The organism is Stenotrophomonas acidaminiphila, assembly GCF_001431595.1.
GTDB lineage: Bacteria > Pseudomonadota > Gammaproteobacteria > Xanthomonadales > Xanthomonadaceae > Stenotrophomonas > Stenotrophomonas acidaminiphila.
This window is the reverse complement of the sequence record NZ_LDJO01000042.1, coordinates 1-24196: the sequence shown is the minus strand read 5'-3', so window position 1 is coordinate 24196 and position 24196 is coordinate 1. Positions and strand designations below refer to the sequence as shown.

General features: G+C 69.0%; 28 protein-coding genes and 1 pseudogene. 22 read left to right on the top strand and 7 right to left on the bottom strand.

The genetic code is table 11. The features are described 5' to 3' along the window. Positions 1-54: 54 nt before the first annotated feature. Positions 55-1944 carry a DNA topoisomerase IV subunit B gene (gene parE, locus ABB33_RS13200; protein WP_056932417.1) on the bottom strand — a complete coding sequence of 630 codons (1890 nt, stop codon included), beginning with the start codon at positions 1942-1944 and terminating at the stop codon, positions 55-57. Positions 1945-2106: 162 nt separating this feature from the next. On the opposite strand from parE, the gene ABB33_RS13195 reads away from it, so the two are divergent. The 9 genes from ABB33_RS13195 (at position 2107) to truD (ending at position 9822) form a co-directional block, all read left to right on the top strand. Continuing rightward, positions 2107-2358: a hypothetical protein gene (locus ABB33_RS13195; protein WP_054664739.1), complete on the top strand. Its 252-nt coding sequence runs from the start codon at positions 2107-2109 to the stop codon at positions 2356-2358. 187 nt (positions 2359-2545) lie between these two features. Further along, positions 2546-4210 carry a CTP synthase gene (gene pyrG, locus ABB33_RS13190; RefSeq protein ID WP_054664741.1) on the top strand — a complete coding sequence of 555 codons (1665 nt, stop codon included), beginning with the start codon at positions 2546-2548 and terminating at the stop codon, positions 4208-4210. Between the two features lie 157 nt (positions 4211-4367). Beyond that, on the top strand, positions 4368-5201 hold the full coding sequence (kdsA, locus tag ABB33_RS13185) for a 3-deoxy-8-phosphooctulonate synthase (protein ID WP_056932416.1): 834 nt from the start codon (positions 4368-4370) through the stop codon (positions 5199-5201). A gap of 37 nt (positions 5202-5238) precedes the next feature. After that, entirely contained in the window at positions 5239-5733 is a 495-nt protein-coding gene (locus ABB33_RS13180; protein WP_152985087.1) for a hypothetical protein, read from the top strand. After that, the gene (gene eno, locus ABB33_RS13175; RefSeq protein WP_056932414.1) at positions 5730-7022 is read left to right on the top strand and encodes a phosphopyruvate hydratase; all 1293 of its coding nucleotides are present in this window, start codon (positions 5730-5732) and stop codon (positions 7020-7022) included. Before ABB33_RS13180 ends, eno begins: the two co-directional genes overlap by 4 nt. A gap of 5 nt (positions 7023-7027) precedes the next feature. Further along, entirely contained in the window at positions 7028-7378 is a 351-nt protein-coding gene (gene ftsB / locus ABB33_RS13170) for a cell division protein FtsB (protein WP_056932413.1), read from the top strand. Continuing rightward, positions 7375-8070, top strand: coding sequence for a 2-C-methyl-D-erythritol 4-phosphate cytidylyltransferase (ispD, locus tag ABB33_RS13165; RefSeq protein WP_056932412.1), 696 nt, complete (start codon positions 7375-7377; stop codon positions 8068-8070). Before ftsB ends, ispD begins: the two co-directional genes overlap by 4 nt. A 54-nt stretch (positions 8071-8124) precedes the next feature. Next, positions 8125-8622, top strand: coding sequence for a 2-C-methyl-D-erythritol 2,4-cyclodiphosphate synthase (gene ispF, locus ABB33_RS13160; RefSeq protein ID WP_054664758.1), 498 nt, complete (start codon positions 8125-8127; stop codon positions 8620-8622). A 150-nt stretch (positions 8623-8772) separates the two neighbouring features. Then, on the top strand, positions 8773-9822 hold the full coding sequence (gene truD, locus ABB33_RS13155; RefSeq protein WP_056932411.1) for a tRNA pseudouridine(13) synthase TruD: 1050 nt from the start codon (positions 8773-8775) through the stop codon (positions 9820-9822). 52 nt (positions 9823-9874) lie between these two features. Here truD and ABB33_RS13150 read toward each other — a convergent pair whose 3' ends face one another. Further along, the gene (locus tag ABB33_RS13150) at positions 9875-10414 is read right to left on the bottom strand and encodes a Smr/MutS family protein (protein WP_056932421.1); all 540 of its coding nucleotides are present in this window, start codon (positions 10412-10414) and stop codon (positions 9875-9877) included. 173 nt (positions 10415-10587) lie between these two features. Between ABB33_RS13150 and surE the strand changes: the two genes are divergently transcribed. From surE to ABB33_RS13125, 5 genes are all read left to right on the top strand, one after another. Continuing rightward, complete coding sequence (surE, locus tag ABB33_RS13145; protein ID WP_054664760.1) at positions 10588-11367, top strand: 5'/3'-nucleotidase SurE; 780 nt, start codon at positions 10588-10590, stop codon at positions 11365-11367. Next, positions 11364-12038, top strand: a complete 675-nt coding sequence (locus ABB33_RS13140; RefSeq protein ID WP_056932410.1) for a protein-L-isoaspartate(D-aspartate) O-methyltransferase — start codon at positions 11364-11366, stop codon at positions 12036-12038. Before surE ends, ABB33_RS13140 begins: the two co-directional genes overlap by 4 nt. Positions 12039-12056: 18 nt before the next feature. Then, on the top strand, positions 12057-12671 hold the full coding sequence (locus tag ABB33_RS13135) for a YqaA family protein (RefSeq protein ID WP_054664766.1): 615 nt from the start codon (positions 12057-12059) through the stop codon (positions 12669-12671). Then, positions 12668-13450 (top strand): peptidoglycan DD-metalloendopeptidase family protein, encoded by a 783-nt coding sequence (locus tag ABB33_RS13130; protein WP_056932409.1) that lies wholly within the window; start codon positions 12668-12670, stop codon positions 13448-13450. The genes ABB33_RS13135 and ABB33_RS13130 overlap by 4 nt, the downstream gene beginning before the upstream one ends. 208 nt (positions 13451-13658) lie before the next feature. Continuing rightward, the gene (locus ABB33_RS13125; protein ID WP_054664771.1) at positions 13659-13886 is read left to right on the top strand and encodes a hypothetical protein; all 228 of its coding nucleotides are present in this window, start codon (positions 13659-13661) and stop codon (positions 13884-13886) included. Between the two features lie 91 nt (positions 13887-13977). Here ABB33_RS13125 and ABB33_RS13120 read toward each other — a convergent pair whose 3' ends face one another. Beyond that, positions 13978-14361 carry an Mth938-like domain-containing protein gene (locus ABB33_RS13120; RefSeq protein WP_056932408.1) on the bottom strand — a complete coding sequence of 128 codons (384 nt, stop codon included), beginning with the start codon at positions 14359-14361 and terminating at the stop codon, positions 13978-13980. Positions 14362-14379: 18 nt separating this feature from the next. Further along, entirely contained in the window at positions 14380-14685 is a 306-nt protein-coding gene (gene yhbY / locus ABB33_RS13115) for a ribosome assembly RNA-binding protein YhbY (protein WP_056932407.1), read from the bottom strand. 64 nt (positions 14686-14749) lie between these two features. Between yhbY and rlmE the strand changes: the two genes are divergently transcribed. The 8 genes from rlmE (at position 14750) to ABB33_RS13080 (ending at position 22521) form a co-directional block, all read left to right on the top strand. Next, complete coding sequence (rlmE, locus tag ABB33_RS13110) at positions 14750-15379, top strand: 23S rRNA (uridine(2552)-2'-O)-methyltransferase RlmE (RefSeq protein ID WP_380609894.1); 630 nt, start codon at positions 14750-14752, stop codon at positions 15377-15379. 55 nt (positions 15380-15434) lie between these two features. Next, positions 15435-17357 carry an ATP-dependent zinc metalloprotease FtsH gene (ftsH, locus tag ABB33_RS13105; protein ID WP_054664781.1) on the top strand — a complete coding sequence of 641 codons (1923 nt, stop codon included), beginning with the start codon at positions 15435-15437 and terminating at the stop codon, positions 17355-17357. A 186-nt stretch (positions 17358-17543) separates the two neighbouring features. Next, a complete protein-coding gene (locus tag ABB33_RS18630) occupies positions 17544-17723 on the top strand; it encodes a hypothetical protein (RefSeq protein ID WP_152985084.1) in 180 nt (59 codons plus the stop codon). Then, a complete protein-coding gene (gene folP / locus ABB33_RS13100; protein WP_054664783.1) occupies positions 17723-18619 on the top strand; it encodes a dihydropteroate synthase in 897 nt (298 codons plus the stop codon). The genes ABB33_RS18630 and folP overlap by 1 nt, the downstream gene beginning before the upstream one ends. Further along, positions 18619-19572: a tRNA (adenosine(37)-N6)-dimethylallyltransferase MiaA gene (gene miaA / locus ABB33_RS13095; protein ID WP_054664786.1), complete on the top strand. Its 954-nt coding sequence runs from the start codon at positions 18619-18621 to the stop codon at positions 19570-19572. Before folP ends, miaA begins: the two co-directional genes overlap by 1 nt. A 90-nt stretch (positions 19573-19662) precedes the next feature. After that, entirely contained in the window at positions 19663-19938 is a 276-nt protein-coding gene (hfq, locus tag ABB33_RS13090; RefSeq protein ID WP_054668644.1) for an RNA chaperone Hfq, read from the top strand. 14 nt (positions 19939-19952) lie between these two features. Then, on the top strand, positions 19953-21263 hold the full coding sequence (gene hflX, locus ABB33_RS13085; RefSeq protein ID WP_054664789.1) for a ribosome rescue GTPase HflX: 1311 nt from the start codon (positions 19953-19955) through the stop codon (positions 21261-21263). A gap of 85 nt (positions 21264-21348) precedes the next feature. After that, complete coding sequence (locus tag ABB33_RS13080; protein ID WP_152985083.1) at positions 21349-22521, top strand: DUF6624 domain-containing protein; 1173 nt, start codon at positions 21349-21351, stop codon at positions 22519-22521. 192 nt (positions 22522-22713) lie between these two features. On the opposite strand, the gene ABB33_RS13075 is transcribed toward ABB33_RS13080, so the two are convergent. From ABB33_RS13075 to asd, 3 genes and pseudogenes are all read right to left on the bottom strand, one after another. Next, positions 22714-23328: a DUF5625 family protein gene (locus tag ABB33_RS13075; RefSeq protein ID WP_056932405.1), complete on the bottom strand. Its 615-nt coding sequence runs from the start codon at positions 23326-23328 to the stop codon at positions 22714-22716. A gap of 55 nt (positions 23329-23383) precedes the next feature. Further along, positions 23384-23512 (bottom strand): annotated as a pseudogene (locus ABB33_RS18625) (phosphatidylserine decarboxylase); the annotation flags it as partial. A 79-nt stretch (positions 23513-23591) separates the two neighbouring features. Beyond that, positions 23592-24196, bottom strand: a 605-nt coding sequence (asd, locus tag ABB33_RS13070) for an archaetidylserine decarboxylase (protein ID WP_056932404.1), incomplete at its 5' end; no start/stop codon positions are given.

Sequence of the window (24196 nt, the reverse complement as noted above, 5' to 3'; positions counted from 1 at the left end):
GGCCGCGCCAGCGTGCCTGCGCCGTCGCCACGACAGCTGCCGCCCGCGCCGGAATCAGACTTCCAGCGAGGCCAGGTCGCCCTTGCTCTCGAGCCACCCCTTCCGGTCGCTGGCCCGCTTCTTGGCCAGCAGCATGTCCATCAGCGAGCGGGTCTGCTCCTCGTCGTCCACGGTCAACTGCACCAGGCGACGGGTGTCGGGGTGGATGGTGGATTCGCGCAGCTGCTGCGGGTTCATCTCGCCCAGGCCCTTGAAGCGGGTGACGCTGACCTGGCCGCGGATCTTCTCGCGCTCGACCTTTTCCAGCAGCGAGCGCTTCTCTTCCTCGTCCAGCGCGTAGAACACCTGCTTGCCCACGTCCACGCGGAACAGCGGCGGCATCGCCACGAACACGTGGCCGGCGGCGACCAGCGCCGGGAAGTGCTTCAGGAACAGCGCAGCCAGCAGGGTGGCGATGTGCAGGCCGTCGGAGTCGGCGTCGGCCAGGATGACCACCTTGCCGTAGCGCAGGCCCGACAGGTCGTCCTTGCCCGGGTCGCAGCCGATGGCCACGGCCAGGTTGTGCACTTCCTCCGAGGCCAGCACGCTGCCCGAGGCCACTTCCCAGGTGTTGAGGATCTTGCCGCGCAGCGGCAGGATCGCCTGGAAATCCTTGTCGCGGGCCTGCTTTGCACTGCCGCCGGCCGAGTCGCCTTCCACCAGGAACAGCTCGGTGCGCGACAGGTCCTGGCTGATGCAGTCGGCCAGCTTGCCGGGCAGGGCGGGGCCCTGGGTGACCTTCTTGCGGACGACCAGTTTCTCGGTCTTCAGGCGCGCGCTGGCGCGCTCGATGGCGATCTGCGCGATCTTCTCGCCGACTTCCACGTTCTGGTTCAGAGCCAGGCTGAAGGCATCGTGGGCGGCGCCCTCGACGAAACCGGCGGCCTGGCGCGAGGACAGGCGTTCCTTGGTCTGGCCGCTGAACTGCGGGTCGGTCATCTTCAGCGAGAGCACGAACGACACCCGGTCCCATACGTCTTCCGGCGCCAGCTTGACGCCGCGCGGCAGCAGGTTGCGGAAATCGCAGAACTCGCGCAGCGCCTCGGTCAGGCCGGTGCGCAGGCCGTTGACATGGGTGCCGTGCTGGGCGGTGGGAATCAGGTTGACGTAGCTTTCCTGCACCAGTTCGCCTTCCGGCAGCCAGGCCACGGCCCAGTCCACCGCCTCGGTTTCCTTCTTCAGGACGCCCGCGAACAGGTCGGCGGGCAGCATTTCGCGTTCGCCCAGCTCGGTCTTCAGGTAGTCGCGCAGGCCATCCTCGTAATACCAGGTCTCGGTCTCGCCGGTCGCCTCGTCGGTCAGCCGGACGGTCAGGCCCGGGCACAGCACCGCCTTGGCGCGCAGCAGGTGGCGCAGCGCGCGCACGTTGAACTTGGGGGTGTCGAAATACTTCGGGTCCGGCCAGAAGCGCAGCCGGGTGCCGGTGTTCCTGCGGCCGACGGAGCCGACCACTTCCAGCGGGCTGGCGCGGTCGCCGTCGCGGAAGCTGATGCGGTGCTCGCTGCCTTCGCGCTTGATGTGGATCTCCACCAGCGTGGACAGCGCGTTGACCACGGAAACGCCCACGCCGTGCAGGCCGCCGGAGAAGGTGTAGTTGCGGTTGCTGAACTTGCCGCCGGCGTGCAGCCGGGTCAGGATCAGTTCGACGCCGGGGATCTTCTCCTCAGGGTGGATGTCCACCGGCATGCCGCGGCCGTCGTCGCTGACCTCGCAGCTGCCGTCCTTGAACAGCACGACCTCGACCGTTTTTGCGTGCCCGGCCAGCGCCTCGTCCACCGAGTTGTCGATGACTTCCTGCGCCAGATGGTTCGGGCGCGCGGTGTCGGTGTACATGCCTGGGCGGCGTTTGACCGGGTCCAGGCCGGAGAGGACTTCGATGTCGGCGGCGTTGTAGCGGGCGTTCATGTATCTCGATAAGGCGCTGATGCGACGGGCAAGTTTGCGGTCTGCCGGGGAAATTTGCACGCCGGTGTTCAGTGCCGGGAGGGGCGGGCAGGGGTATCCTGTTGGCACTGGAAAGTACGCAGCCGGCACCCCATGTGCCGGCGAGAACTCCGGAGGATGACTATGAAATCGTCGAAATTGCTGGTTCTGGCCGTGGCTGCCGCCGCCGTCGTTGCGGTGCCGCTGGTGATGGCGCAGAGCGCGGACAAGGCCAAGACGGGCGAGGCCGCCCAGAATGCCGCCGCCGACAAGGCGCAGAGCGAGGCCGAGCAGAAGGCCAAGCGCCGCGCAGCCGCCGCCGCCCAGGAAAAGGCCAGGGGCGAGCAGCCGGCCCCGCGCGAAGAGGAAGAAGAGGAAGCCCGCAAGCGTCGCTGATGCGGGTTTCCCGGTGTACGTGGACGCCCCGGCGCAGGCCGGGGCGTCTTTTTTTGTTACGGCCCCGTGGCGGCCGGGCCGTACGCCCGGCGCGGCGCGGGCAGGATTTTCCGCGGTCGCCGCATCCGGTGCTTGGGTGTTCGCGCGACAACCTTTAAACTAGGGCTTTCCGGGAGGCAAGTGAGCCATGACCCCCCTTATTTTCGTTACCGGCGGTGTGGTGTCCTCGCTTGGCAAGGGCATCGCCGCCGCGTCGCTGGCCTCCATCCTCGAGGCGCGTGGCCTGAAGGTCACGATGATGAAGCTGGATCCGTACATCAACGTCGATCCGGGCACCATGAGTCCCTTCCAGCACGGCGAGGTCTACGTCACCGATGACGGTGCCGAGACCGACCTGGACCTGGGCCACTACGAGCGCTTCGTCCACACCCGGCTGAGCCGCAAGAACTCGGTGACCACCGGGCGCATCTACGAGAACGTGATCCGCAAGGAGCGCCGTGGCGACTACCTCGGCGCGACCGTGCAGGTGATCCCGCACATCACCGACGAGATCCGCCGCTGCATCGACGAGGCCACCGAGGGCTACGACGTGGCGCTGGTGGAAATCGGCGGCACCGTCGGCGACATCGAGTCGCTGCCGTTCCTGGAGGCGATCCGCCAGGTGCGCACCGAGCGCGGCCCGGAGAAGGCGCTGTTCATGCACCTGACGCTGGTGCCGTACATCGGCGCCGCCGGCGAGCTGAAGACCAAGCCGACCCAGCATTCGGTCAAGGAACTGCGTTCGATCGGCATCCAGCCGGACGTGCTGCTGTGCCGCTCCGAGCAGGCCATCCCCGATTCGGAGCGGCGCAAGATCTCGCTGTTCACCAACGTCTCCGAGCGCGCGGTGATCAGCGTGCCGGACGTGGACGTGCTGTACCGCGTACCGATGGGCCTGCATGCGCAGGGCCTGGACGAGATCGTGGTCAACCAGCTCAAGCTGGCCGACAAGGCCGGTCCGGCCGACCTGTCCGAGTGGGAGGCGGTGCTGGATGCGGCCCTGCACCCGCTGGACGAGGTGACCATCGCCGTGGTCGGCAAGTACGTGGACCACCAGGACGCCTACAAGTCGGTCGGCGAGGCGCTCAAGCACGGCGGCCTGCGCCAGCGCACCCGGGTCAACCTCAAGTGGCTGGAAGCGCAGGACCTGGAAGAAGGCGGGATGGCCGCGCTCGAGGGCGTGGACGGCATCCTGGTGCCCGGCGGCTTCGGCGACCGCGGCTTCGAGGGCAAGGTGCTGACTTCCAGATATGCCCGCGAGCACAAGCTGCCGTACTTCGGCATCTGCTACGGCATGCAGGCGGCGGTGGTCGACTATGCCCGCCACGTGGCCGGGCTGGAGGGCGCCAACAGCACCGAGAACGATCGCCAGTCGCCGAACCCGGTGATCGGCCTGATCACCGAGTGGCGCACCGCCAGCGGCGAGGTCGAGAAGCGCGACGAGAAGTCCGACCTGGGCGGCACCATGCGCCTGGGCCTGCAGGAGCAGCGGCTGAAGCCGGGCACGCTGGCGCGCGAGCTGTACGGCAAGGACGTGGTGGCCGAGCGCCATCGCCACCGCTACGAGTTCAACAACCGCTACCGCACCCAGCTGGAGGACGCCGGGCTGGTGATTTCCGGCAAGTCTATGGACGACACCCTGGTGGAAGTGGTGGAGCTGCCGCGCGACGTGCATCCGTGGTTCCTGGCCTGCCAGGCGCATCCGGAGTTCCTGTCCACGCCGCGCGGGGGACACCCGCTGTTCATTGGTTTCATCCGCGCCGCGCGCGAGAAGAAGGCCGGCGGCAAGCTGTTGAAGGAAGCGCGGGCCTGACGCTCGTTTCCGCCTTCTCCCGCGGGGGAAGGCGCACCGTAGGGGCGGACGGGAGCCCGGCGAAGGCCTGGGTTCCCGGTTCCGCAAGGGCCTGGCCCCGGCCCCTCATCCAACCCCTTTCCCGCCGGGAGAGGGGCTTCAAACACGAGGTAGTTGAATGAAGCTCTGCGGATTCGAAGTCGGCCTGGACCAACCGCTGTTCCTGATCGCCGGCCCGTGCGTGATCGAGTCGATGCAGCTGCAGCTCGATACCGCCGGCAAGCTCAAGGAAATCACCGGCAAGCTGGGGATGAACTTCATCTTCAAGTCCAGCTTCGACAAGGCCAACCGCACCTCCGGCACCAGCTTCCGTGGCCCGGGGCTGGAAGAGGGCCTGAAGGTGCTGGCCGAGGTGAAGAAGCAGATCGGCGTGCCGGTGCTGACCGACGTGCACGAATACACGCCGATGGACGAGGTGGCCTCGGTCGTCGACGTGCTGCAGACCCCGGCGTTCCTGGTGCGCCAGACCGACTTCATCAAGAAGGTGTGCAGCGCCGGGCGGCCGGTGAACATCAAGAAGGGCCAGTTCCTGTCGCCGTGGGACATGAAGCCGGTCGTTGAAAAGGCGCGCTCCACCGGCAACAACGACATCATGGTCTGCGAGCGCGGCGCCAGCTTCGGCTACAACAACCTGGTCAGCGACATGCGCTCGTTGAGCGTGATGCGCGACACCGGCTGCCCGGTGGTGTTCGATGCCACCCACTCGGTGCAGCTGCCGGGCGGGCAGGGCAGCAGTTCCGGTGGCCAGCGTGAGTTCGTGCCGGTGCTGGCGCGCGCGGCGGTGGCGGTCGGCGTGGCCGGCCTGTTCGCCGAGACCCATCCCGATCCGTCCAAGGCGCTGTCCGACGGCCCCAACGCGTGGCCGCTGGACAAGATGGAAGCGCTGCTGGAAACGCTGCTGGCGCTGGATTCGATCACCAAGAAGAACGGGTTCCTGGAGAGCGCGCTCTGATGGCCGATCGCGGCGAGTCCGCGCAGGAGCGACCCGCGTGAAACGGGCCGCTCTTGCCGTTGCCGGCGTGCTTGTGGCGATGGCGGGCAATGCCGGCGCATGTGCCACCAACCCGCCGATGACCACCCCCGCGCCTGCCGACGCCGCGCGCGCCGCAGACATCGTCGCCGTCATCCACGTGGATCATGTCGCGCGCCTGACCGCCAGGGAGCGGGCTGAGACGGACCGCATGTTTGCCACGGCCGATGGCGGGTTCTTCGTGCCACCCGCGCCTTCCGTGCGCTTCACCGTGAACCGCCTGCTGAAGGGAGAGGTTCCGGTCGATGCGCTGGTCCGCAACGGCCCCACCAGCTGCGAGGTCGTGCTGCAGCAGGGTGGGGACTATGTTTTGTTTGCGATGAAACCACAGGCGCGGGGCGACCGGATCGTGCCGATGAATGGTACCTTTCGCCTGGACAAGACCCCCAACGCCGCCACCCAACTGGCCGCCGTGGAATCCTCACTTACCCACCTCGACCCGACTCAACCATGACCAACATCGCAAAGATCCACGCCCGTGAAATCCTCGACAGCCGTGGCAATCCCACGCTGGAAGCCGAAGTCACTCTGGCCGACGGCTCGTTTGGTCGCGCCGCCGTGCCCTCGGGCGCATCGACCGGCACCAAGGAAGCGGTGGAACTGCGCGATGGCGACAAGACCCGCTACCTGGGCAAGGGCGTGCGCGACGCGGTGGCCAACGTCAACGGCCCGATCGCCGCGGCGCTGAAGGATTTCGATGCGCAGGACCAGGCCGGGCTGGACCGCCGCCTGATCGACCTGGACGGAACAGAGAACAAGGGCCGCCTGGGCGCCAACGCGCTACTGGGCGTTTCCATGGCCGCCGCGCACGCCGCCGCCGCCTCGAACAAGCAGGCGCTGTGGCAGTACCTGGCCGGCAAGACCGGCGCCACGCCGTCGCTGCCGGTGCCGATGATGAACATCATCAACGGCGGCGCGCACGCCGACAACAACGTCGATTTCCAGGAATTCATGGTGCTGCCGGTCGGCTTCGGCTCGTTCGGCGAATCGCTGCGCGCCGGCACCGAGATCTTCCACGCGCTCAAGTCGGTGCTCAAGGGCCACGGCCTGAGCACGGCGGTGGGCGACGAAGGCGGCTTCGCGCCGGACTTCCGCAGCAACGTCGAGGCGCTGGACACCATCCTGGAAGCCATCGGCAAGGCCGGCTACACCGCCGGCGAGGACATCCTGCTGGGCCTGGACGTGGCCTCCAGCGAGTTCTACGAGAACGGCAAGTACAACCTGGTCGGCGAGAACAAGCGCCTGACCTCCGAGCAGTTCGTCGACTTCCTGGCCGACTGGACCACGCAGTACCCGATCATCACCATCGAGGACGGCCTGGCCGAGAACGACTGGGCCGGCTGGAAGCTGCTGACCCAGCGCATCGGCGGCAAGGTGCAGCTGGTCGGCGATGACCTGTTCGTCACCAACCCGAAGATCTTCGCCGAAGGCATCGAGTCGGGCACCGCCAACGCCATCCTGATCAAGGTCAACCAGATCGGCACCCTGAGCGAGACCCTGGAAGCGATCGCCATGGCCGACAAGGCGCATTACGCGGCGATCGTCTCGCACCGCTCCGGCGAAACCGAGGACACCACCATCGCCGACATCGCCGTGGCCACCACCGCCACCCAGATCAAGACCGGCTCGCTGTGCCGCAGCGACCGCGTGGCCAAGTACAACCAGCTGCTGCGCATCGAGGAAGCCCTCGGTGGCAACGCGCGCTACGCCGGGCGTGACGCGTTCGTCTCGCTCAAGCGCTGACACCGATGCGTGACTGGCGCTGGCTGCTGCTGGTGCTCGCGGTACTGCTGGCGCTGCTGCAGTACCGCTTCTGGTTCGGGCCGGGCAATTCGGGCGAGGTGATGATGCTCGAGGCCCAGGTCAGCAACCAGAAGCGGGACAACGAAGGCCTGCAGCAGCGCAACGACGCGCTCGCCGCCGAGGTCAAGGACCTCAAGGAAGGCGAGGCCGCCATCGAGGAGCGCGCGCGCAGCGAACTGGGCATGATCAAGCCCGGCGAGAAGTTCTATCGCGTGGTCGAGGATGCGCCGCCCGCGCGGCCGGGCGTGGCCCAGCCCGGCACGCACGATACCGCGACGCAGGAGGTCGTGCCATGACCACCCAGGTCTGGGCCGTGGTGCCCGCCGCCGGCCGCGGCACCCGCTTCGGCGGGCCCGTGCCCAAGCAATACCTGCTGGCTGCGGGCGAACCGTTGCTGGCGCATGCGCTGGAGGCGCTGCTGTCGCACCCGGGCGTGGCCGGGGTGATGGTGGCCATCACCGAAAACGATGCCGACTGGCCGGGCTGGAATGACTTCGCCGGCAAGCCGGTACTGACCTGCACCGGCGGCGACAGCCGCGCCGCCTCGGTGCTGGCCGGTTTGCAGGCGTTGCCGGAAAGCGTGCGCGCTGACGATTTCGTGCTGGTGCACGACGCCGCGCGCCCGAACCTGCCAGCCGCCGACCTGGGCCGGCTGCTGGAGGTGGGGCGTGCCGATCCGGTCGGTGCCATCCTCGCCGCGCCGGTGCGCGACACTCTCAAGCGTGCCGGCGACGACGGCGGCATCGACCGCACCGAGCCGCGTGAGCGGCTGTGGCGCGCACTCACGCCGCAGCTGTTCCGGCGCCACCAGTTGACCCGTGCCCTGCTGGAAGCGACCGGCGCCGGTGTCGAGGTGACCGACGAGGCCATGGCCATGGAGCGCCAGGGCGCGCGGCCGTTGCTGGTCGAAGGCGACGAGTGCAACTTCAAGGTCACCACGCCGGCCGACCTGGCCCGCTTCGAGTTCGAGCTGTCGCGGCGTGGCTGAATCCCGTCCGGCGAATCCCGTGCCGGGCCCGAAACGACAACCTGATCCGACGCCATGAATCCTCCTGCCTTTCCTCCCATCCGCATCGGCCAGGGCTATGACGTGCACGCCTTCGGCGAAGGCGACCACGTCATGCTCGGCGGCGTGCGCGTGCCGCACCGTTGCGGGGTGCTCGCCCACAGCGACGGCGACGTGATCCTGCACGCCCTGTGCGACGCGATGCTGGGGGCGCTGGCGCTGGGTGACATCGGCCAGCATTTCCCGCCCAGCGACGACCGCTGGAAGGGCGCGGACAGCAGCGATTTCGTGCGCCACTGCAACGGCCTGCTGCGCGAGCGCGGGTGGCAGGTGGGCAACACCGACATCACCGTGATCTGCGAGCGGCCCAAGGTCGGCCCGCACGCGCAGGCCATGCGCGAAACGCTGGCGCGGCTGCTGGGCGTTGCGCTGGACCGGGTGAGCATCAAGGCCACCACCAGCGAGAAACTGGGCTTCACCGGCCGCGAGGAAGGCATCGCCGCGCAGGCGGTGGTGCTGCTGCTTCCCGCATAATTCCCATTCCGCAGGCGTGTCATCGGTTGCGACCGGGCGTTGCCCGGCGCTCCGCCGGCAGCATCGCCGCCCTCCGCACGGCTTGCCCGGCGGACCCGCCGTCACTGGCGCGGCCGCTGCAGGCGAGCCGGGCCATTGTTCAGGACCGACATGATGGATCTTCCCCTTGCCTATGGCGCCCCGGTATTGAGCGCGTCGATGCGCAGCGTGCCGGAGGACTTCCAGGTCGACGAACTGCCCGCCTTCGAGGCCAGCGGCGAGGGCGAGCACCTGCTGCTGGACATCCGCAAGCGCGGCGCCAATACCGTGGCCGTGGCCAGGCAGCTGGCGCAGTGGGCCGGCGTGCCGGAAATGGGTGTCAGCTATGCCGGGCAGAAGGACCGGCATGCGGTGACCACGCAGCGTTTCAGCGTGCACCTGCCCAAGCGGGTTGCGCCGGACCTGGCGCTGCTGGAATCGGACGAGGTGCATGTCCTGGCCTCCACCTGGCACAACCGCAAGCTGCAGCGCGGTGCGCTGGCCGGCAACCGCTTCACGCTGGTGCTGCGCGGCGTGCAGGGCGAGCGGGCGGCGATCGAGGCGCGGCTGCAGGCCATCGCCACGCGCGGCCTGCCCAACTGGTTCGGCGAGCAGCGCTTCGGCCGCGACGGGGGCAACGTGCCGGCGGCACTGGCGATGTTTGGCGGCCGCAGGGTGCGCAAGGACCAGCGCTCCATGCTGCTGTCGGCGGCGCGCTCGGCGTTGTTCAACCGGGTGCTCGCCGCGCGGGTGGAGCAGGGCAACTGGGACGGTGCGCTGGAGGGCGAGGTGTGGATGCTCGACGGCAGCCGTTCGGTGTTCGGTCCCGAGCCGATGAGCGAGGCGCTGGCCGAACGCCTGGCGCGGTTCGACATCCACCCCAGCGGGCCGTTGTGGGGCGCGGGCGAACTGCGCGCTGCCGGCGCGGCACTGGCACTGGAACAGGCGGCGCTGGCCGATGAGCAGGCGCTGGCGCTGCGTGCCGGACTGGAGCAGGCCGGCCTCAAGCAGGAGCGCCGCGCGCTGCGGCTGCGTCCGGCGTTGATGCGGCATGCCTGGCTGCAGGACGACGTACTGGAGCTCGCCTTCGCGTTGCCGCCGGGGTGCTATGCCACCGCGGTGCTGCATGAACTGGGGTCCGTGGCCGACGCCAGCCGCGCCGGGGCGCCGGCGGCGGAGTAAGCCCGCGGCTGCCTTGGCGGCGCGCAGGCGGGGTGCGCCCGCCTGGCCGCGCTCAGCGTCGCGCCAGCAGCACCAGCACCGCCCCGGTACCGCCCTGCGCCGGCGGCGCCGAATGGAACGCCAGTACGTCGTTGCGCTGGCGCAGCAGGCGGTCCACCAGGTTCTTGAGCACCGGCGCGCCGCCATCGGACTGCAGGCCCTTGCCGTGGATGATGCGTACGCAGCCGTGGTCGTGCGCATGGGCATCGAGCAGGAACTCGCGCAGCAGCTGCTCGGCCTGGGCGACGCCGGCGCCGTGCAGGTCCAGTTCGTCCTGCACCGAGTACTGGCCGCGCTTGAGCCGCTGGAACATACGCGCGGGCAGGGTGTCGCGGCGGTAGCTGGCCACGTCACCGGCTTCCAGTGGCGCGCTGGAATGCAGCAGCCGGGCGAACTCGCCCAGCGCCTGGGCCTCGTCCTGCTCGGCCATGCGCGCGCGCGGCCTGGGCCGCGGGCGGGTGATGGCGGACGTTTCCACCTTGCGCAGCGGCTTTACCTCGCCGATGGCCGAGCGGAACAGGGCGCCGTCGTCTTCGTCTTCTGGGTGCGACATGCGCATAGCGTAACGGCTGCGGCAATGGGGAGGGCGTCACGGGAAGGCGGTGGGCGCATTCCGGTATCATGCCGGATCGGGCCATGCCGGCCGGCGTGCAGCACGCCGCCGGGATGGCGGTGGACGGCGAGGCTGCAGTGGCGCCGTCATGGATTCAGCGATTCAGGTCTTCAATGCGCGTACTTGTAAGCAACGACGACGGCGTGGACGCCCCCGGCATCAAGATGCTCGCCGAGGAACTGCGCAATGCCGGCCACGAAGTCACCGTGGTGGCGCCGGACCGCGACCGTTCCGGCGCCAGCAACTCCCTCACCCTGGACCAGCCGGTGCGGCTGCGCCGGATCGACCACTACACCTGCGCGGTAAGCGGAACGCCTACCGACTGCGTGCACCTGGCGCTGACCGGCATGCTGGAGCACGAGCCGGACATCGTGGTCTCGGGCATCAACAATGCCGCCAACCTCGGCGACGACGTGATCTATTCCGGGACCGTGTCCGCGGCGATGGAAGGGCGCTTCCTCGGCCTGCCGTCGGTGGCGGTATCGCTGGTCACCCAGCGCCATGAGGCACGCAATTTCCTCAGCGCGGCGCGTGCGGCCATCGAGATCGTGGCGCGGCTGAAGGCCGACCCGTTGCCCGCCGACACCATCCTCAACGTCAACGTGCCGGACCTGCCATGGGAGCAGATCCGCGGGTTCGAGGTCACCCGGCTGGGCAACCGCCACCGCGCCGAGGCCTGCATCCCGGCCACCGACCCGCGCGGCAATACCGTGTACTGGATCGGTCCGGCCGGTTCCGAGCAGGATGCCGGCCCCGGTACCGATTTCCACGCGGTGCGTACCGGGCATATCTCGATCACCCCGATCCAGGTCGACCTCACCCGCTACGAGGCGCTGGAAAAGGTGGCCAGCTGGGTGGGCGGGTTGTCCGCCACGCTGGGGCCGCGGGCATGACCCCACGGCTGCGTCTTTCCCCGGAAGCAGTCGGCAGCGGCATGACCTCGCAGCGGGTGCGCGACCGCCTGGTCGATCGCCTGCGCGAGGTGGGCATCGGCGACGAGCGCGTGCTCAACGCGGTGCGGGTGGTGCCGCGGCACCTGTTCATCGACGAGGCGCTGGCCTCGCGCGCCTATGAGGACACCGCGCTGCCGATCGGCCATGGCCAGACCATCTCCCAGCCGTGGGTGGTGGCGCGCATGACCGAGGCGGTGCTGCAGGTGGCGCCCAGGACGGTGCTGGAAGTGGGCACCGGCTCGGGCTACCAGGCGGCGATCCTGGCCGCGGTCGGCCTGGAGGTGTTCACCGTCGAGCGCATCGGCGACCTGCTGCGGCAGGCCCGCAAGCGCCTGCGGCAGCTGGGGATGAACGTACGCAGCAAACACGACGACGGGCGCATCGGCTGGCCCGAGCATGGCCCTTACGACGCCATCGTCGTCACCGCCGCGGCACCGGCGCTGGTGGATGCATTGATCGAACAGCTGGCCGTTGGTGGCCGCCTGGTGGCGCCGGTCGGCGGCCCCGGCGGGCAGGTGCTGCTGCAACTTACCCGGCAGGCCGACGGCATCGTGCAGGAGGAACTGGCGCCGGTCAGCTTTGTGCCGTTGCTGTCGGGCATGCTGGACTGACACGGGAACCTCGCGACGATGAAGATATTCGGGCCGCTGTACGACCGCGCGCTGTACTGGGCCAGCCACAAGCGTGCGCCCACCTACCTGACGGTGCTGAGCTTCATCGAGGCCATCATTTTTCCGGTGATGCCGGAAGTAATGTTGATGCCGATGTGCGTGGCGCAGCCGCGCAAGGGCTGGCGCTTCGCCACCCTGAGCCTGGCCGGTTCGATGGTCGGCGCGATGGTCGGCTATGCGCTGGGCCACTATGCGTTCGAAGCGATAAAGCCGCTGTTCGCCGCGCTGGGCATGCTGCCGGCGATCGAGTCGGGCATCGCCACGCTGCAGGCGAAGATGGTCGAATCGCCGTGGGCGGTGTTCACCTTCCTGGTGCTGGGTGGATTCATGCCCATTCCGATGAAGGTGTTCACCTGGGCTTCCGGTATCGTCGGCGTGCCGCTGCCACAGTACGTGCTGAGCATGCTGGTCGGGCGCGGGAAGCGCGTATACGTGCTGGCGGCGGTGATCCGCTTCGGCGGCGCGCGTGCGGCCGATGCGCTGCGGCGCTGGATCGAACCGCTGGGCTGGATCGCGACCGCGCTGGTCGTCGGCCTGGTGGGCTGGCTGGTATGGAGGGCGAAATTCGCATGAATGCAGAGGTAGGGATCAAGGGCGCTTCCAGGGCGGTCGCCGGCATGGCGGCGCTGCTGCTGGTGGCGATGGCGGCCGGTTGCGGCACCGCCACGGTGGTCAAGTCTTCCGGCGGCAGTTCGTCCAGGGCCGCGGCCACGCCGCGCACGTCGGTGCCCAAGCCGGGGCAGACCACGGTGGTGCGCCGGGGCGACACGCTGTACGCGTTGGCCCGCATCCACAACATCACCCCCGGCGACCTAGCGGCGTGGAATGGCCTGTCCAACCCCAACGCGATCTATCCGGGGCAGACGCTGCGCCTGTATCCGGGTGGCACGGGCGCGTCGCGCCCGGCCACGGGCAGCAGCGGGTCGGCCGCGCGGCCATCGGTACCGCCGCCCGCGGCGACGCCGGCGCCGGCCAACAGCGGCATCGGCTGGCGCTGGCCGGCCGACGGCGCGCTGGTCGGTCGCTTCGTCGCCGGCGAGACCACCAAGCAGGGCATCGACATCGCCGGCAGCAGCGGGCAGCCGGTGCGCGCCGCTGGCCCGGGCGTGGTGGTCTATTCCGGTGCCGGCCTGGTCGGCTACGGCGAACTGATCATCATCAAGCACAACGAGCAGTGGCTGTCGGCCTACGGCCACAACCGCAAGCGCCTGGTCAACGAGGGGCAGAACGTCAAGGCCGGCGACCAGATCGCGGAAATGGGCCGCACCGGCACGTCGCGCGACATGCTGCACTTCGAGATCCGCTACAACGGCAAGCCGGTGGATCCGCTGCAGTACCTGCCGCAGAAGTAAGCCATGGCGTCTGGGGCGCAGGCTGGCGGCCCGCCTGCCGTGCCCTGGCGGGATGGAAGGCGCGTCGCGGCCGGGCATGGTGCCCGCTCCTGCGTCGTCTCCGGACCATCGGGTATCCGCCTGCCCGACGGGTGTGCCGCACCGCAGGCCGTGGCGTGACAGCGACCGGGCATGCATGCGCGTCCGCCATCGACCAAGGAGCAACAGCATGGACAGACCCCGTTACTGGTTCGCCGCCAAGGAGCTGGGGTGGGGCTGGGGCTGGCCGCTTGCGTGGCAGGGATGGCTCGCCTACGCCAGCGCGGCCGCGCTGCTGGTTGCCAGCTTCGTGGTCTTCCCGCCAGCGGCCGCTCCGGTCCGCTTCGCCGCCTGCAATGCGGGCGTGGTCGTGGCGCTGCTGCTGGCGTGCTGGCTCAAGGGCGAGCCCCTGCGCTGACCTAAAGCCGGGGCGCCGGACACGGGTGAGGGCGCGCTGCCGCCGGTCGTGCCTGCCGCGGGCTGGCGCTCCGGCGGTCGACGGTGCGGGGTCAGCTGCCCGTGGCGTCCAAGATGAAGGCCGCGACCACGCGGCGGTTTTCGCCGGCCAGCACGTTGAAGGTGCGCGCGGCCGATGCGTTGTTCATCACTTCGATGCCGACGCCGCGGGTCAGGCAGGCGGCCATGACTTCCACCGGCGGAAACACCTGGCGCTCGCCCGTGCCGAGGATGAACACGGCCGGGTTCTGTTCCAGTGCCGGCGCCAGGTCGGCCACGCTGAGCTGGCCGGCCGCGGCCACTGCCCAGTCCTCGATCAACTGGTCGGGGGCGAGGATGAAGCTGCGCGCCAGCGTCCGGTCGTTGACCCGGGCCTGATGGCCGTCGGCCGAGCGCAGGGCATAGATGTAGTCGGGCAGTTCGCGGCTCAGTTGCATCGTTCGCTTCTCGGCGGATCAGCCGCGGGGCAGCACGATCTGGCGCTTTTCCCGGGCCGGGCGGTACAGGACGGCGACATGGCCGATGCGCTGGACCAGCGCGCCGCCACTGGCCTGGACCAGCTCGGCGACCATCGCCTCGCGCGCCTCGCGGTCCTCGGCGGCGATCTTCACCTTGATCAGTTCATGGCGTTCCAGCACCTCGTCCAGTTCCGCCAGGAAGGCGGGGGTGACCCCCTTGCCGCCGATCTGCAGCAGTGCTTTCAGATCGTGGGCCATGCCGCGCAGGAATCGGTTCTGGGCCGGGGTGAGGACGATGGACATGCAGTGATTACGGGTTATCAAGGGGGTTCAGGGTATCATGACCACCCCTACAGGCCGCATTCCGATGTCCCGCAGCAAGAGCAGTCAACGCTGGTTGAAGGAGCATTTCTCCGACCCCTTCGTGAAGAAGGCGCAGGCCGAGGGCATGCGCTCGCGCGCCGCCTACAAGCTGGAGGAGCTGCTCCAGCGCGACCGGCTGCTGAAGCCGAACATGGTGGTGGTCGACCTCGGCGCAGCGCCGGGTGGGTGGTCGCAGCAGGTGCGGAGACAGCTGGGCGACAGTGGCCGGGTGCTGGCGCTGGACATCCTGGAGATGCCGCCGCTGGCCGGCGTGGAGTTCCTTCATGGTGACTTCAGGGAAGAAACGGTCCTATCCCAGTTCGAGGCCATGCTCGGCGGCCAGCCGGTAGACCTTGTCCTGTCGGATATGGCCCCCAATAAGAGTGGCATGGATGCGGTGGACCAGCCGCGGATGATGCACCTGGCGGAGCTGGCGATGGATTTCGCCGATCACCATCTCAAGCCGGGTGGGGCGTTCCTGATCAAGCTGTTCCAGGGCGTCGGCTTTGACGACTACGTGCGGGAAATGCGCCGCCGTTACGACAAGGTCGTGATCCGCAAGCCGGAAGCCTCGCGCAAGCGCTCGCCCGAGGTCTATGCGCTCGGGCAGGGCAAGCGCACGCAGATCAAGTAAGCTCGACACCATACGAATCGCGTCAGAAATTAGAGGAACACCGGAGCCGATGAGGATGAACGACCTGACCAAGAACCTCCTGCTATGGGTGGTTGTCGCCGTCGTGCTGATGGTGGTGTTCCAGAGCTTCGCCCCGCGCGGCGGCACGCCGGCGGTCGGCGACGCCAGCAACTACACCCAGTTCCTGCAGGAAGTGGACGCGGGCCGGATCAAGTCGGTGGAGTTCACCGACGACACCACCCTGACCACCAACGCCATCCGCTTCAAGCGCAGCGACGGCAGCGAGGGTTCGCTGTATGCGCCGCGCGACGAGAAGCTGATCGACCAGCTCTACACCAAGAAGGTCGACATCGTGCGCATGAAGCCGGCCACCGGGCCGAGCTTCTGGTCGATCCTGCTGCAGTTCCTGCCGGTGCTGCTGCTGATCGGCTTCTGGATCTTCATGATGCGGCAGATGCAGGGCGGTGGCGGCGGTGCCAAGGGCGCGATGTCCTTCGGCAAGTCGCGCGCCAAGCTGCAGGGCGAGGACCAGATCAAGGTCACCTTCGCCGACGTGGCCGGTTGCGACGAGGCCAAGGAAGAGGTCGGCGAGCTGGTCGACTTCCTGCGTGACCCGTCCAAGTTCACCAAGCTCGGCGGCAAGATCCCGCGCGGCGTGCTGATGGTCGGCCCGCCCGGTACCGGCAAGACCCTGCTGGCGCGTGCCATCGCCGGCGAGGCCAAGGTGCCGTTCTTCAGCATCTCCGGCTCGGACTTTGTCGAGATGTTCGTCGGTGTCGGCGCCAGCCGCGTGCGCGACATGTTCGAGCAGGCCAAGAAGCACGCGCCGTGCATCATCTTCATCGACGAGATCGATGCGGTCGGCCGCCACCGCGGTTCCGGCATGGGCGGTGGCCACGACGAACGCGAGCAGACCCTGAACCAGATGCTGGTCGAGATGGACGGCTTCGAGGGCGGTGAGGGCGTGATCGTGATCGCCGCCACCAACCGGCCGGACGTGCTCGACAAGGCGCTGCTGCGCCCGGGCCGCTTCGACCGCCAGGTCATGGTCGGCCTGCCCGACATCAAGGGCCGCGAGCAGATCCTGCGCGTGCACCTGCGCAAGGTGCCGGCCGCCGACGACGTCAGGCCGGAAGTGCTGGCGCGCGGCACCCCGGGCTTCTCCGGCGCCGACCTGGCCAACCTGGTCAACGAGGGCGCCCTGTTCGCCGCGCGCCGCGGCAAGCAGGAAGTGAGCATGCAGGACTTCGAGGACGCCAAGGACAAGATCTACATGGGTCCGGAGCGCCGCAGCATGGTCATGCGCGAGGACGAGCGCCGCAACACGGCCTACCACGAGTCGGGCCACGCGGTGGTCGCCATGTCGCTGCCCAAGGCCGACCCGGTGCACAAGGTCACCATCATGCCGCGCGGCTGGGCGCTGGGCGTGACCTGGCAGCTGCCCGAGCACGACCACATCAGCAAGTACAAGGACCGCATGCTGGAAGAGCTGGCGATCCTGTTCGGTGGCCGCATCGCCGAGGAGATCTTCGTCGGCGAGATGTCCACCGGCGCCTCCAACGACTTCGAGCGCGCCACCAAGCTGGCCCGCGGCATGGTCACCAAGTACGGCATGTCCGACGTGCTGGGCACCATGGTGTATGCCGACGAGGAAGCCGGCTACGGCATGCACAGCAAGACCATTTCCGAGGCTACCCAGCAGAAGGTGGACGCGGAGATCCGCCGCATCCTCGACGAGCAGTACAACGTGGCGCGCCGCATCCTGGAAGAAAAGCGCGACATCGTCGAAGCGATGACCGCCGCGCTGCTGGACTGGGAAACCATCGACGCCGAGCAGGTCAAGGCGATCATGGAAGGCCGCAAGCCCTCGCCGCCGGCCGGCTGGGTCGACAAGGGCAAGGGCGACCCGTCCGACGGCGACAAGGGCGGCGACGAACGCCCGGTGGCACCGATCACCGACCCGGCCGGCCAGCACTGAGCCAGCGGCGTCGCCATGCACGCACGACGGGCCGGGTTTTCCCGGCCCGTTGCTTTTATGACCGGCCTGGCGCGGGCCTGTCCGTGGCCTCTGGCCGCGGCGCCGCGGCCGCCGATGCGTCTGGCCGCGTCTCCCCATCACCCTGACGGCAGGCTTTTGCCCCCGTCCTCGGCTACCCTTCGCAGCATGAACGAACCTTCTCCCAGCACTTCCACCCACATCCCCGAGATGGTGATCGCCACCGTGGCCGGCGTCGCCTTCGGGGTGAAGACCGGCCACTACCTGACGGGCATTTTCATCGGCATCGTGCTGGGCGTGGCGCTCAGCGTGCTGGGCACCGTGGTGCGTGCCAGGAGCCGGCGCTGATGTTCGATACCTCGCCGGTCGTGGATTGTGCCGGCCGGCCGCTGCGGCTGGACCGCCCGCGGGTGATGGGCATCGTCAACGTCACCCCGGATTCGTTCTCCGACGGCGGGCGGCATTTCAGTACCGATGCGGCCATCGCCCATGCGCTGGCGCTGGTCGAACAGGGCGCGGACATTCTCGATATCGGCGGCGAGTCGACCCGGCCCGGCGCCGGGCAGGTATCGGCGCAGCAGGAGATCGAGCGCGTGGCGCCGGTGATCGAGGCGCTGGCGGCGCGCGTGCCGGTGCCGCTGAGCGTGGATACCTTCAAGCCGGAGGTGATGCGCGCCGCAGTGGCGGCCGGTGCCGGCATGGTCAATGACGTGCAGGCGCTGCGCCAGCCCGGCGCGCTGGAGGTCGTGGCCGGTTCCGGCGCGGCGGTGGTGCTGATGCATGCGGTTGGTGGCCCACACGACGCTGGCGTGGCCTGGGACAGCGACGATGTCGCAGGCGACGTGCAGCGTTTCCTCGCCGAACGCCTGTTCGCCGCGGAGATGGCCGGCATCGCCCGCAACCGGCTGGTGGTCGATCCCGGGTACGGCTTCAACAAGGACACCGCGCAGAATTTCGCACTGCTGGCCGCGCAGGAAAAACTGCTGGCGCTGGGCGTGCCGTTGCTGGCCGGGCTGTCGCGCAAGCGCTGCATCGGCGAGGTCACCGGCCGCACCGTTGTCGCCGAGCGCGTGGCCGGCTCGGTCGCCGCACACCTGCTGGCGGTGCAGCGCGGCGCCGGCATCGTGCGCGTGCACGACGTCGCCGCCACGGTCGATGCGTTGAAGGTGCTGGCCGCGCTCGACGCGGTACCGGCGCCCCGTGCCGACCGCGTGGCGCCGCCGCGCTGGCCGGACGAGGACTGATGGCGGCCGACACGCGGCCGCTGGCGATCGCGCTGATGGGCCCCACCGCGTCGGGCAAGACCGCCGCGGCGATCGAACTGGCCCGGCGCCACGGCGGCGAGATCGTCAGCGTCGACTCGGCGCTGGTGTACCGCGGCCTGGAGATCGGCGCGGCCAAGCCCGACCTGGCCGAACGCGCCGGCATTGCGCATCACCTGCTGGACCTGCGCGACCCCTGGCAGAGCTATTCGGCCGCCGAGTTCGCGGTCGACGCCGCCGCCGCGGTGCGCGACATCGTCGCGCGTGGCCGGCTGCCGATCCTCGCCGGCGGTACCGGGTTGTATTTCCGGGCGCTGCTGCAGGGGCTGTCGCCGATGCCGGAAGCCGCCCCGGCCCTCCGCGCGGAGATCGCGGCCGAAGCCGAAGTGGCGGGCTGGCCGGCGCTGCATGCGCAGCTGGCCCGGATCGATCCGGCCGCGGCCCGGCGCATCCATGCCACCGACCCGCAGCGCATCCAGCGCGCGCTGGAGGTGTACCGGCTCACCGGCAAGCCGATCAGCCATTGGCAGGCGCTGCCCGGCGTCGCCAGGCTGCCGGCGCGCGTGCTCAAGCTGGTGCTGGCGCCGGCCGACCGCGCGGTGCTGCATGCCCGCATCGAACGCCGCTTCGACCTGATGCTGGAGGCCGGCTTTCTCGACGAGGTGCGGCGCCTGCGCGCGCTGCCGCCGATGGCCGGGGTGCCGGCGCCGCTCGACCTGCCGGCGATCCGCGCGGTGGGTTATCGCCAGGCCTGGCAGTTCCTGGACGGGTGCGACAGCGCCGCGGGTTTCCGCGACAAGGCGATCTTCGCCACCCGCCAGTTGGCCAAGCGCCAACTGACCTGGCTGCGCGGCGAGCTGGACGCGCGCTGGTTCGATCCGGCCACCGATGCCGGCCGCCTGCAGGACGCGGTTTCCCTGTTCCTGGGGCGATGAAGCGCGCCGGGCGGTGTAACATCCCCGTTCCGGGCAGGCAGGGGAAGCCGCATGGCCCGGGTCGATAAGAACAATAAAGAGGAGTTGAAGATGTCCAAGGGGCAATCTTTGCAGGACCCGTTCCTGAACGCACTGCGCCGCGAGCGCGTGCCGGTTTCGGTGTACCTGGTCAATGGCATCAAGCTGCAGGGCACGATCGAGTCGTTCGACCAGTTCGTGGTGCTGCTGCGCAATACGGTCAGCCAGATGGTCTACAAGCACGCCATTTCCACCGTGGTACCGGCGCGCAACGTGCGCGTGGGGCCGGGCGGCGGCTACGTGCAATCGGCCGACAGCAATCAGGCAGGCGATGACGACAACGAATAAGCAGGACGTGGCGCGTGTTTGACCGCTCCAAACGAGGCGAACACGCGCTGTTGATCCAGCCGCACTCGGGGCGGCTGGAAGAGGATGTGCTGGAAGAGTTCACCGACCTGGCCCGCTCGGCCGGCGCCAGCATCGCGGCCACCGTGACCGCGCGCATCGACCGCCCCAATCCCTCCACCCTGATCGGCAGCGGCAAGCTGGACGAGGTCAAGGCCATGGCCGACGCCACCGGCGCCGACCTGGTGCTGGTCAACCATGCCCTGACCCCGGTGCAGGAACGCAACCTGGAGCGGTTCCTGGAGCGGCGCGTGATCGACCGCACCGGGCTGATCCTGGACATCTTCGCCCAGCGTGCGCACAGCCACGAAGGCAAGCTGCAGGTGGAGCTGGCGCAACTGCGCCACCTGGCCACGCGCCTGGTACGCGGCTGGACCCACCTGGAGCGCCAGCGCGGCGGTTCCATCGGCCTGCGTGGCCCCGGCGAAACCCAGCTGGAAACCGACCGTCGCCTGCTGCAGAAGCGGGTGGAGCAGTTGCAGAAACGGCTGGAAAAGGTCGAGGTGCAACGCACCCAGATGCGCCGCGCGCGCGTGCGCAGCGAAATGCCGCGGGTGGCCCTGGTGGGCTATACCAACGCCGGCAAGTCGACCCTGTTCAATGCGCTGACCGGTGCCGGCGCCTACGCCGCCGACCAGCTGTTCGCCACCCTCGACCCGACCGTGCGCCGCATCGCGCTGCCCGGCGGCAACGCCATGCTGGCCGACACCGTGGGGTTCGTCCGCGACCTGCCGCACGAACTGGTGGCGGCGTTCCGCTCGACCCTGAGCGAGGCGCGCGAGGCCGATTTCCTGCTGCACCTGGTGGATGCCGCCGATCCGCTGCGCGAGGAACGCATCGCCCAGGTCGACGAAGTGCTGGAGGCGGTGGGCGCGGGCGAGCTTCCGCAACTGCTGGTGTTCAACAAGATCGACCGCATCGAAGGTGCCGAGGTGCGCCACGACGCGCAGGACGGCGTGCCGGACGAGGCGCGCCGCGAGCGGGTGTGGATCTCCGCGCGCGACGGCCGCGGCCTGGACCTGCTGCAGTCGGTGCTGGGCAAGCGCCTGGGCCTGCAGCACGTCACCGGCCGCGTGCGCCTGCCGCCCAGCGCCGGCCGGCTGCGCTCGCGCCTGCACCAGCTGGAGGTCATCCGCAGCGAACAGGCCGACGAGGAAGGCTGGCTGATCGAGGTGGACATTCCCATCGCCGAGGCCGAGAAGCTGGCTGCCGGTGCCGACGGCCAGGTGATCCGGGCGCTGCTGCCGGAGCGCGAACCGGAGTGGTGAGTGGTAACGCGGACATCAAACCCGGCGTGTAGGCCGGGGCTGCCGGCAGGGAGAACGGACGGCGGATCATTACAAGGAGGGGACGATGAAGGCACGATGGAAGTTGGTCGCATGTGCGTTGCTTGCCTGGGCCTCGGCCTGGGCGCAGGCACAGACGCCCGCCGAACCCCGTTACGTCATCAGCAAGGCCGATGAAGTCGACCGGGCCTGCCTGGCACGGTTGCTGGCGCTGGTTCCTGACGGCAACGGGGCGCTGGACCCGATACGGCTGGAGCAGTTCAAGCAGCATCTGCGCACCTGCGGCTGGCCGGGCCTGCCCTCCGCTGGCCGGCAGGGTGTCGATGCCGCGGGCCAGCTGCTGCTGCGGTCCAGTGCCGACAGCGCGTTCCAGGAGCAGGTCATCGACCTGGTGCAGGAGCGGGTCGGCATCGATATCGATGCGTTCGGGTACGCCTGGCTCAACGATACGATCCAGGTGCAGCATGGTCGTCCGCAGCAGTTCGGCACGCGCATCGCGGCGGAGGGCGGCACGCTGGGGTTGTCGCCGAAGCCCGAAAGAACCCCGCGCTTCTGGCGGGATTTCCTGGGACTGCCGCCGGTGGAGGAATGGCTGGCAGGGCTGCAGGCCGCGCTGGACGCCGGCGGAAGCCTCGATGCTGCGGTGCTTTCGCCGCCGTTGGCGATGGGTGCGTATCGGCCGCTGACCGAGCCCGAGCTGCGTCGTCGCGTCGGACGGATGGTCAATCGCGACCAGGACCTCCGTGGCGAGGCGATAGCCGCGATGAGGCAGGGTGATGAAGAACGGCGCAAGGCGCTGGACCGGCAGATCGAACGCATCGATGCGGAGAACCGCGCCAGCCTGCGGGACATCTTCGACAGGCATGGCTTCCCGACCCCGGAGATGATCGGTCGCGACGGTGTCTCGTCCGTGTTCGTGCTGGTGCAGCATGCCGACGACGATCCGGTCTTCCAGGCGCACGCACTGGCGCTGGCCGAGCCGTTGATGCAGCGCCGCGACCTGTCGCGGCAGCAATACGCGATGCTGGCCGACCGGGTATTGCTGGCCCAGGACCAGCCGCAGCTGTATGGCACCCAATACAAGGTCGAGCACGGCAAGATCGCGGTGCTTCCGCTGACCGACCCGGAAAACGTGGATGCGCGCCGGGCGCGCATGGCGATGGGCACGCTCGCCAGCTATCTGGATACGGTCGCCAGGCAGTTGGGCGCGACTGTCGAATCCACCGGATCCGGCAACTGAAAGGCAACGGGTCAGTGGAGAGGGGGCGGGAACGAAAGCGTGGCCATGGTGCGTCCTTCATTCCTCATGGCTGCCCTGCATGCATGCGCGTGGAGCGGTCCGGCGTCGTGGGTGCAGGGTCTTGGCGTTTCTGCCGCCAATGCCTGTTGTCGGTGAGCGGGCTGCCGGTGGCGAGTAACGATCTGGTGACAGTCAGCTGGCCGTCCTGGCGCTATGGTACGCACGGGCCGCGCGCCACAGCAGCACCAGCAGCACGAGGATTGCCAGCGGGCCGATCAACAGGACGTTGGCGATCGAGCCCCACCAGACAAGGTACAGTTGCCAGGTGCAATACGCCTTGGGCGAAAGCTGCATCACCAGCCGTGTATCGACGTGCGCAAGCCCCGGAATGTCCTGCAGCACCTGCGCCTTGAAGCGGTAGCGTCCGCTGGGGACACGGATGCCCCCGACATCGTGCTCGACGAAGGTGGTCGACCAGCCATGCATGCCGCGCGTGTCGGCTTCCCCCGATGCCACGATCCGCCCATCGGACACGCGTGCCAGCGACCACCGGATGGGAATCGGTGTCCCAGCCGATGTCGAAGCAACGCCACCCACCGCGATCTGCAGGTGTTTGAGCGGCTCGCTGGTGCGATCGAAGCGGAACGCGAGTGTGTAATGCTCCGGGACGACGATTTGGATTTTCCTGTCGATCATGCCGGCTGGCGCGAGCGCGATGGACACGTCCAGCGGCTTGGCGGTGATCCAGCGCGACCAGGCGGAAAACAGCGACAGCCAGGTGACCAACAGTGCCAGCAGCAGGAGCAACCGACGCTGCCTGTGAAGAAATCCGCGCACAGTGTCCGTTCCGGTCGGCATGCGCTCAGCGGGTGCTCAATCGCGCCAGTGCCTGCCCCAGCCGCACCGGGCTTTCGGCCTTCAGCGCCGGATCGAACTGTGCCACGCCCGGCGGCAGCAGCACGATCACGGTGGAGCCGTAATTGAAGCGGGCCGCGCCTCAATGAGACCAGGGCGTCTGAGAGGTGGGCGCGTCGCCACGCGTCGTGATGTGGCCGCGTCGGAACAGGCCATTACTTCAATCGCGCCAGTGCCTGCCCCAGCCGCACCGGGCTTTCGGCCTTCAGCGCCGGATCGAACTGCGCCACGCCCGGCGGCAGCAGCACGATCACGGTGGAGCCGTAGTTGAAGCGGGCCATCTCCGCGAACCGTTCCAGCGTAATCCCCTTGCCGCGCCAGTCCTTGCGGGTGATGCGGTCGCCGTAGGCGGGGATTTCCTCGCCGCTCCAGACCGTTTCCACGCCGCTGACCAGCAGCGCGCCGACCATCACCTGCACCATCGGGCCGAAGTCGGTGTCGAAGTGGCACACCAGCCGCTCGTTGCGGGCGAACAGCCGCGGCACGTGGGCCACCGCGGCCGGGCCGACGCTGAACAGGCGCCCGGGCACGTGCACGGTTTCGCGCAGGGTGCCGGTCCAGGGCATGTGCACGCGGTGGTAGTCGCGTGGCGACAGGTACACGGTGGCGAACAGGCCGTTGGCGAAGGGTTCGGCAGCGGCGGCGTCGCCGAGCAGCTCGGCGGCGGTGAACGACTGGCCCTTGGCCTGGAAGATGCGACCGTCCTCGATCGGGCCGAGCTGGCTGATGCGCCCGTCGGCCGGCATCAACAGCGCACGCG

Excerpts from the sequence above, each read along its gene's own strand:
- ftsH (WP_054664781.1), top strand. The coding sequence starts at position 15,435 with ATGAACGACCTGACCAAGAACCTCCTGCTATGGGTGGTTGTCGCCGTC.
- ABB33_RS13135 (WP_054664766.1), top strand. The coding sequence starts at position 12,057 with ATGAAGATATTCGGGCCGCTGTACGACCGCGCGCTGTACTGGGCCAGC.
- ABB33_RS13080 (WP_152985083.1), top strand. The coding sequence starts at position 21,349 with ATGAAGGCACGATGGAAGTTGGTCGCATGTGCGTTGCTTGCCTGGGCC.
- eno (WP_056932414.1), top strand. The coding sequence starts at position 5,730 with ATGACCAACATCGCAAAGATCCACGCCCGTGAAATCCTCGACAGCCGT.
- ftsB (WP_056932413.1), top strand. The coding sequence starts at position 7,028 with ATGCGTGACTGGCGCTGGCTGCTGCTGGTGCTCGCGGTACTGCTGGCG.
- ABB33_RS13125 (WP_054664771.1), top strand. The coding sequence starts at position 13,659 with ATGGACAGACCCCGTTACTGGTTCGCCGCCAAGGAGCTGGGGTGGGGC.
- ABB33_RS13130 (WP_056932409.1), top strand. The coding sequence starts at position 12,668 with ATGAATGCAGAGGTAGGGATCAAGGGCGCTTCCAGGGCGGTCGCCGGC.
- kdsA (WP_056932416.1), top strand. The coding sequence starts at position 4,368 with ATGAAGCTCTGCGGATTCGAAGTCGGCCTGGACCAACCGCTGTTCCTG.
- ispF (WP_054664758.1), top strand. The coding sequence starts at position 8,125 with ATGAATCCTCCTGCCTTTCCTCCCATCCGCATCGGCCAGGGCTATGAC.
- truD (WP_056932411.1), top strand. The coding sequence starts at position 8,773 with ATGATGGATCTTCCCCTTGCCTATGGCGCCCCGGTATTGAGCGCGTCG.
- yhbY (WP_056932407.1), bottom strand. The coding sequence starts at position 14,685 with ATGTCCATCGTCCTCACCCCGGCCCAGAACCGATTCCTGCGCGGCATG.
- hfq (WP_054668644.1), top strand. The coding sequence starts at position 19,663 with ATGTCCAAGGGGCAATCTTTGCAGGACCCGTTCCTGAACGCACTGCGC.
- pyrG (WP_054664741.1), top strand. The coding sequence starts at position 2,546 with ATGACCCCCCTTATTTTCGTTACCGGCGGTGTGGTGTCCTCGCTTGGC.
- ABB33_RS13195 (WP_054664739.1), top strand. The coding sequence starts at position 2,107 with ATGAAATCGTCGAAATTGCTGGTTCTGGCCGTGGCTGCCGCCGCCGTC.
- rlmE (WP_380609894.1), top strand. The coding sequence starts at position 14,750 with ATGTCCCGCAGCAAGAGCAGTCAACGCTGGTTGAAGGAGCATTTCTCC.
- miaA (WP_054664786.1), top strand. The coding sequence starts at position 18,619 with ATGGCGGCCGACACGCGGCCGCTGGCGATCGCGCTGATGGGCCCCACC.
- ispD (WP_056932412.1), top strand. The coding sequence starts at position 7,375 with ATGACCACCCAGGTCTGGGCCGTGGTGCCCGCCGCCGGCCGCGGCACC.
- ABB33_RS13140 (WP_056932410.1), top strand. The coding sequence starts at position 11,364 with ATGACCCCACGGCTGCGTCTTTCCCCGGAAGCAGTCGGCAGCGGCATG.
- ABB33_RS13150 (WP_056932421.1), bottom strand. The coding sequence starts at position 10,414 with ATGTCGCACCCAGAAGACGAAGACGACGGCGCCCTGTTCCGCTCGGCC.
- ABB33_RS18630 (WP_152985084.1), top strand. The coding sequence starts at position 17,544 with ATGAACGAACCTTCTCCCAGCACTTCCACCCACATCCCCGAGATGGTG.
- parE (WP_056932417.1), bottom strand. The coding sequence starts at position 1,944 with ATGAACGCCCGCTACAACGCCGCCGACATCGAAGTCCTCTCCGGCCTG.
- ABB33_RS13120 (WP_056932408.1), bottom strand. The coding sequence starts at position 14,361 with ATGCAACTGAGCCGCGAACTGCCCGACTACATCTATGCCCTGCGCTCG.
- folP (WP_054664783.1), top strand. The coding sequence starts at position 17,723 with ATGTTCGATACCTCGCCGGTCGTGGATTGTGCCGGCCGGCCGCTGCGG.
- surE (WP_054664760.1), top strand. The coding sequence starts at position 10,588 with ATGCGCGTACTTGTAAGCAACGACGACGGCGTGGACGCCCCCGGCATC.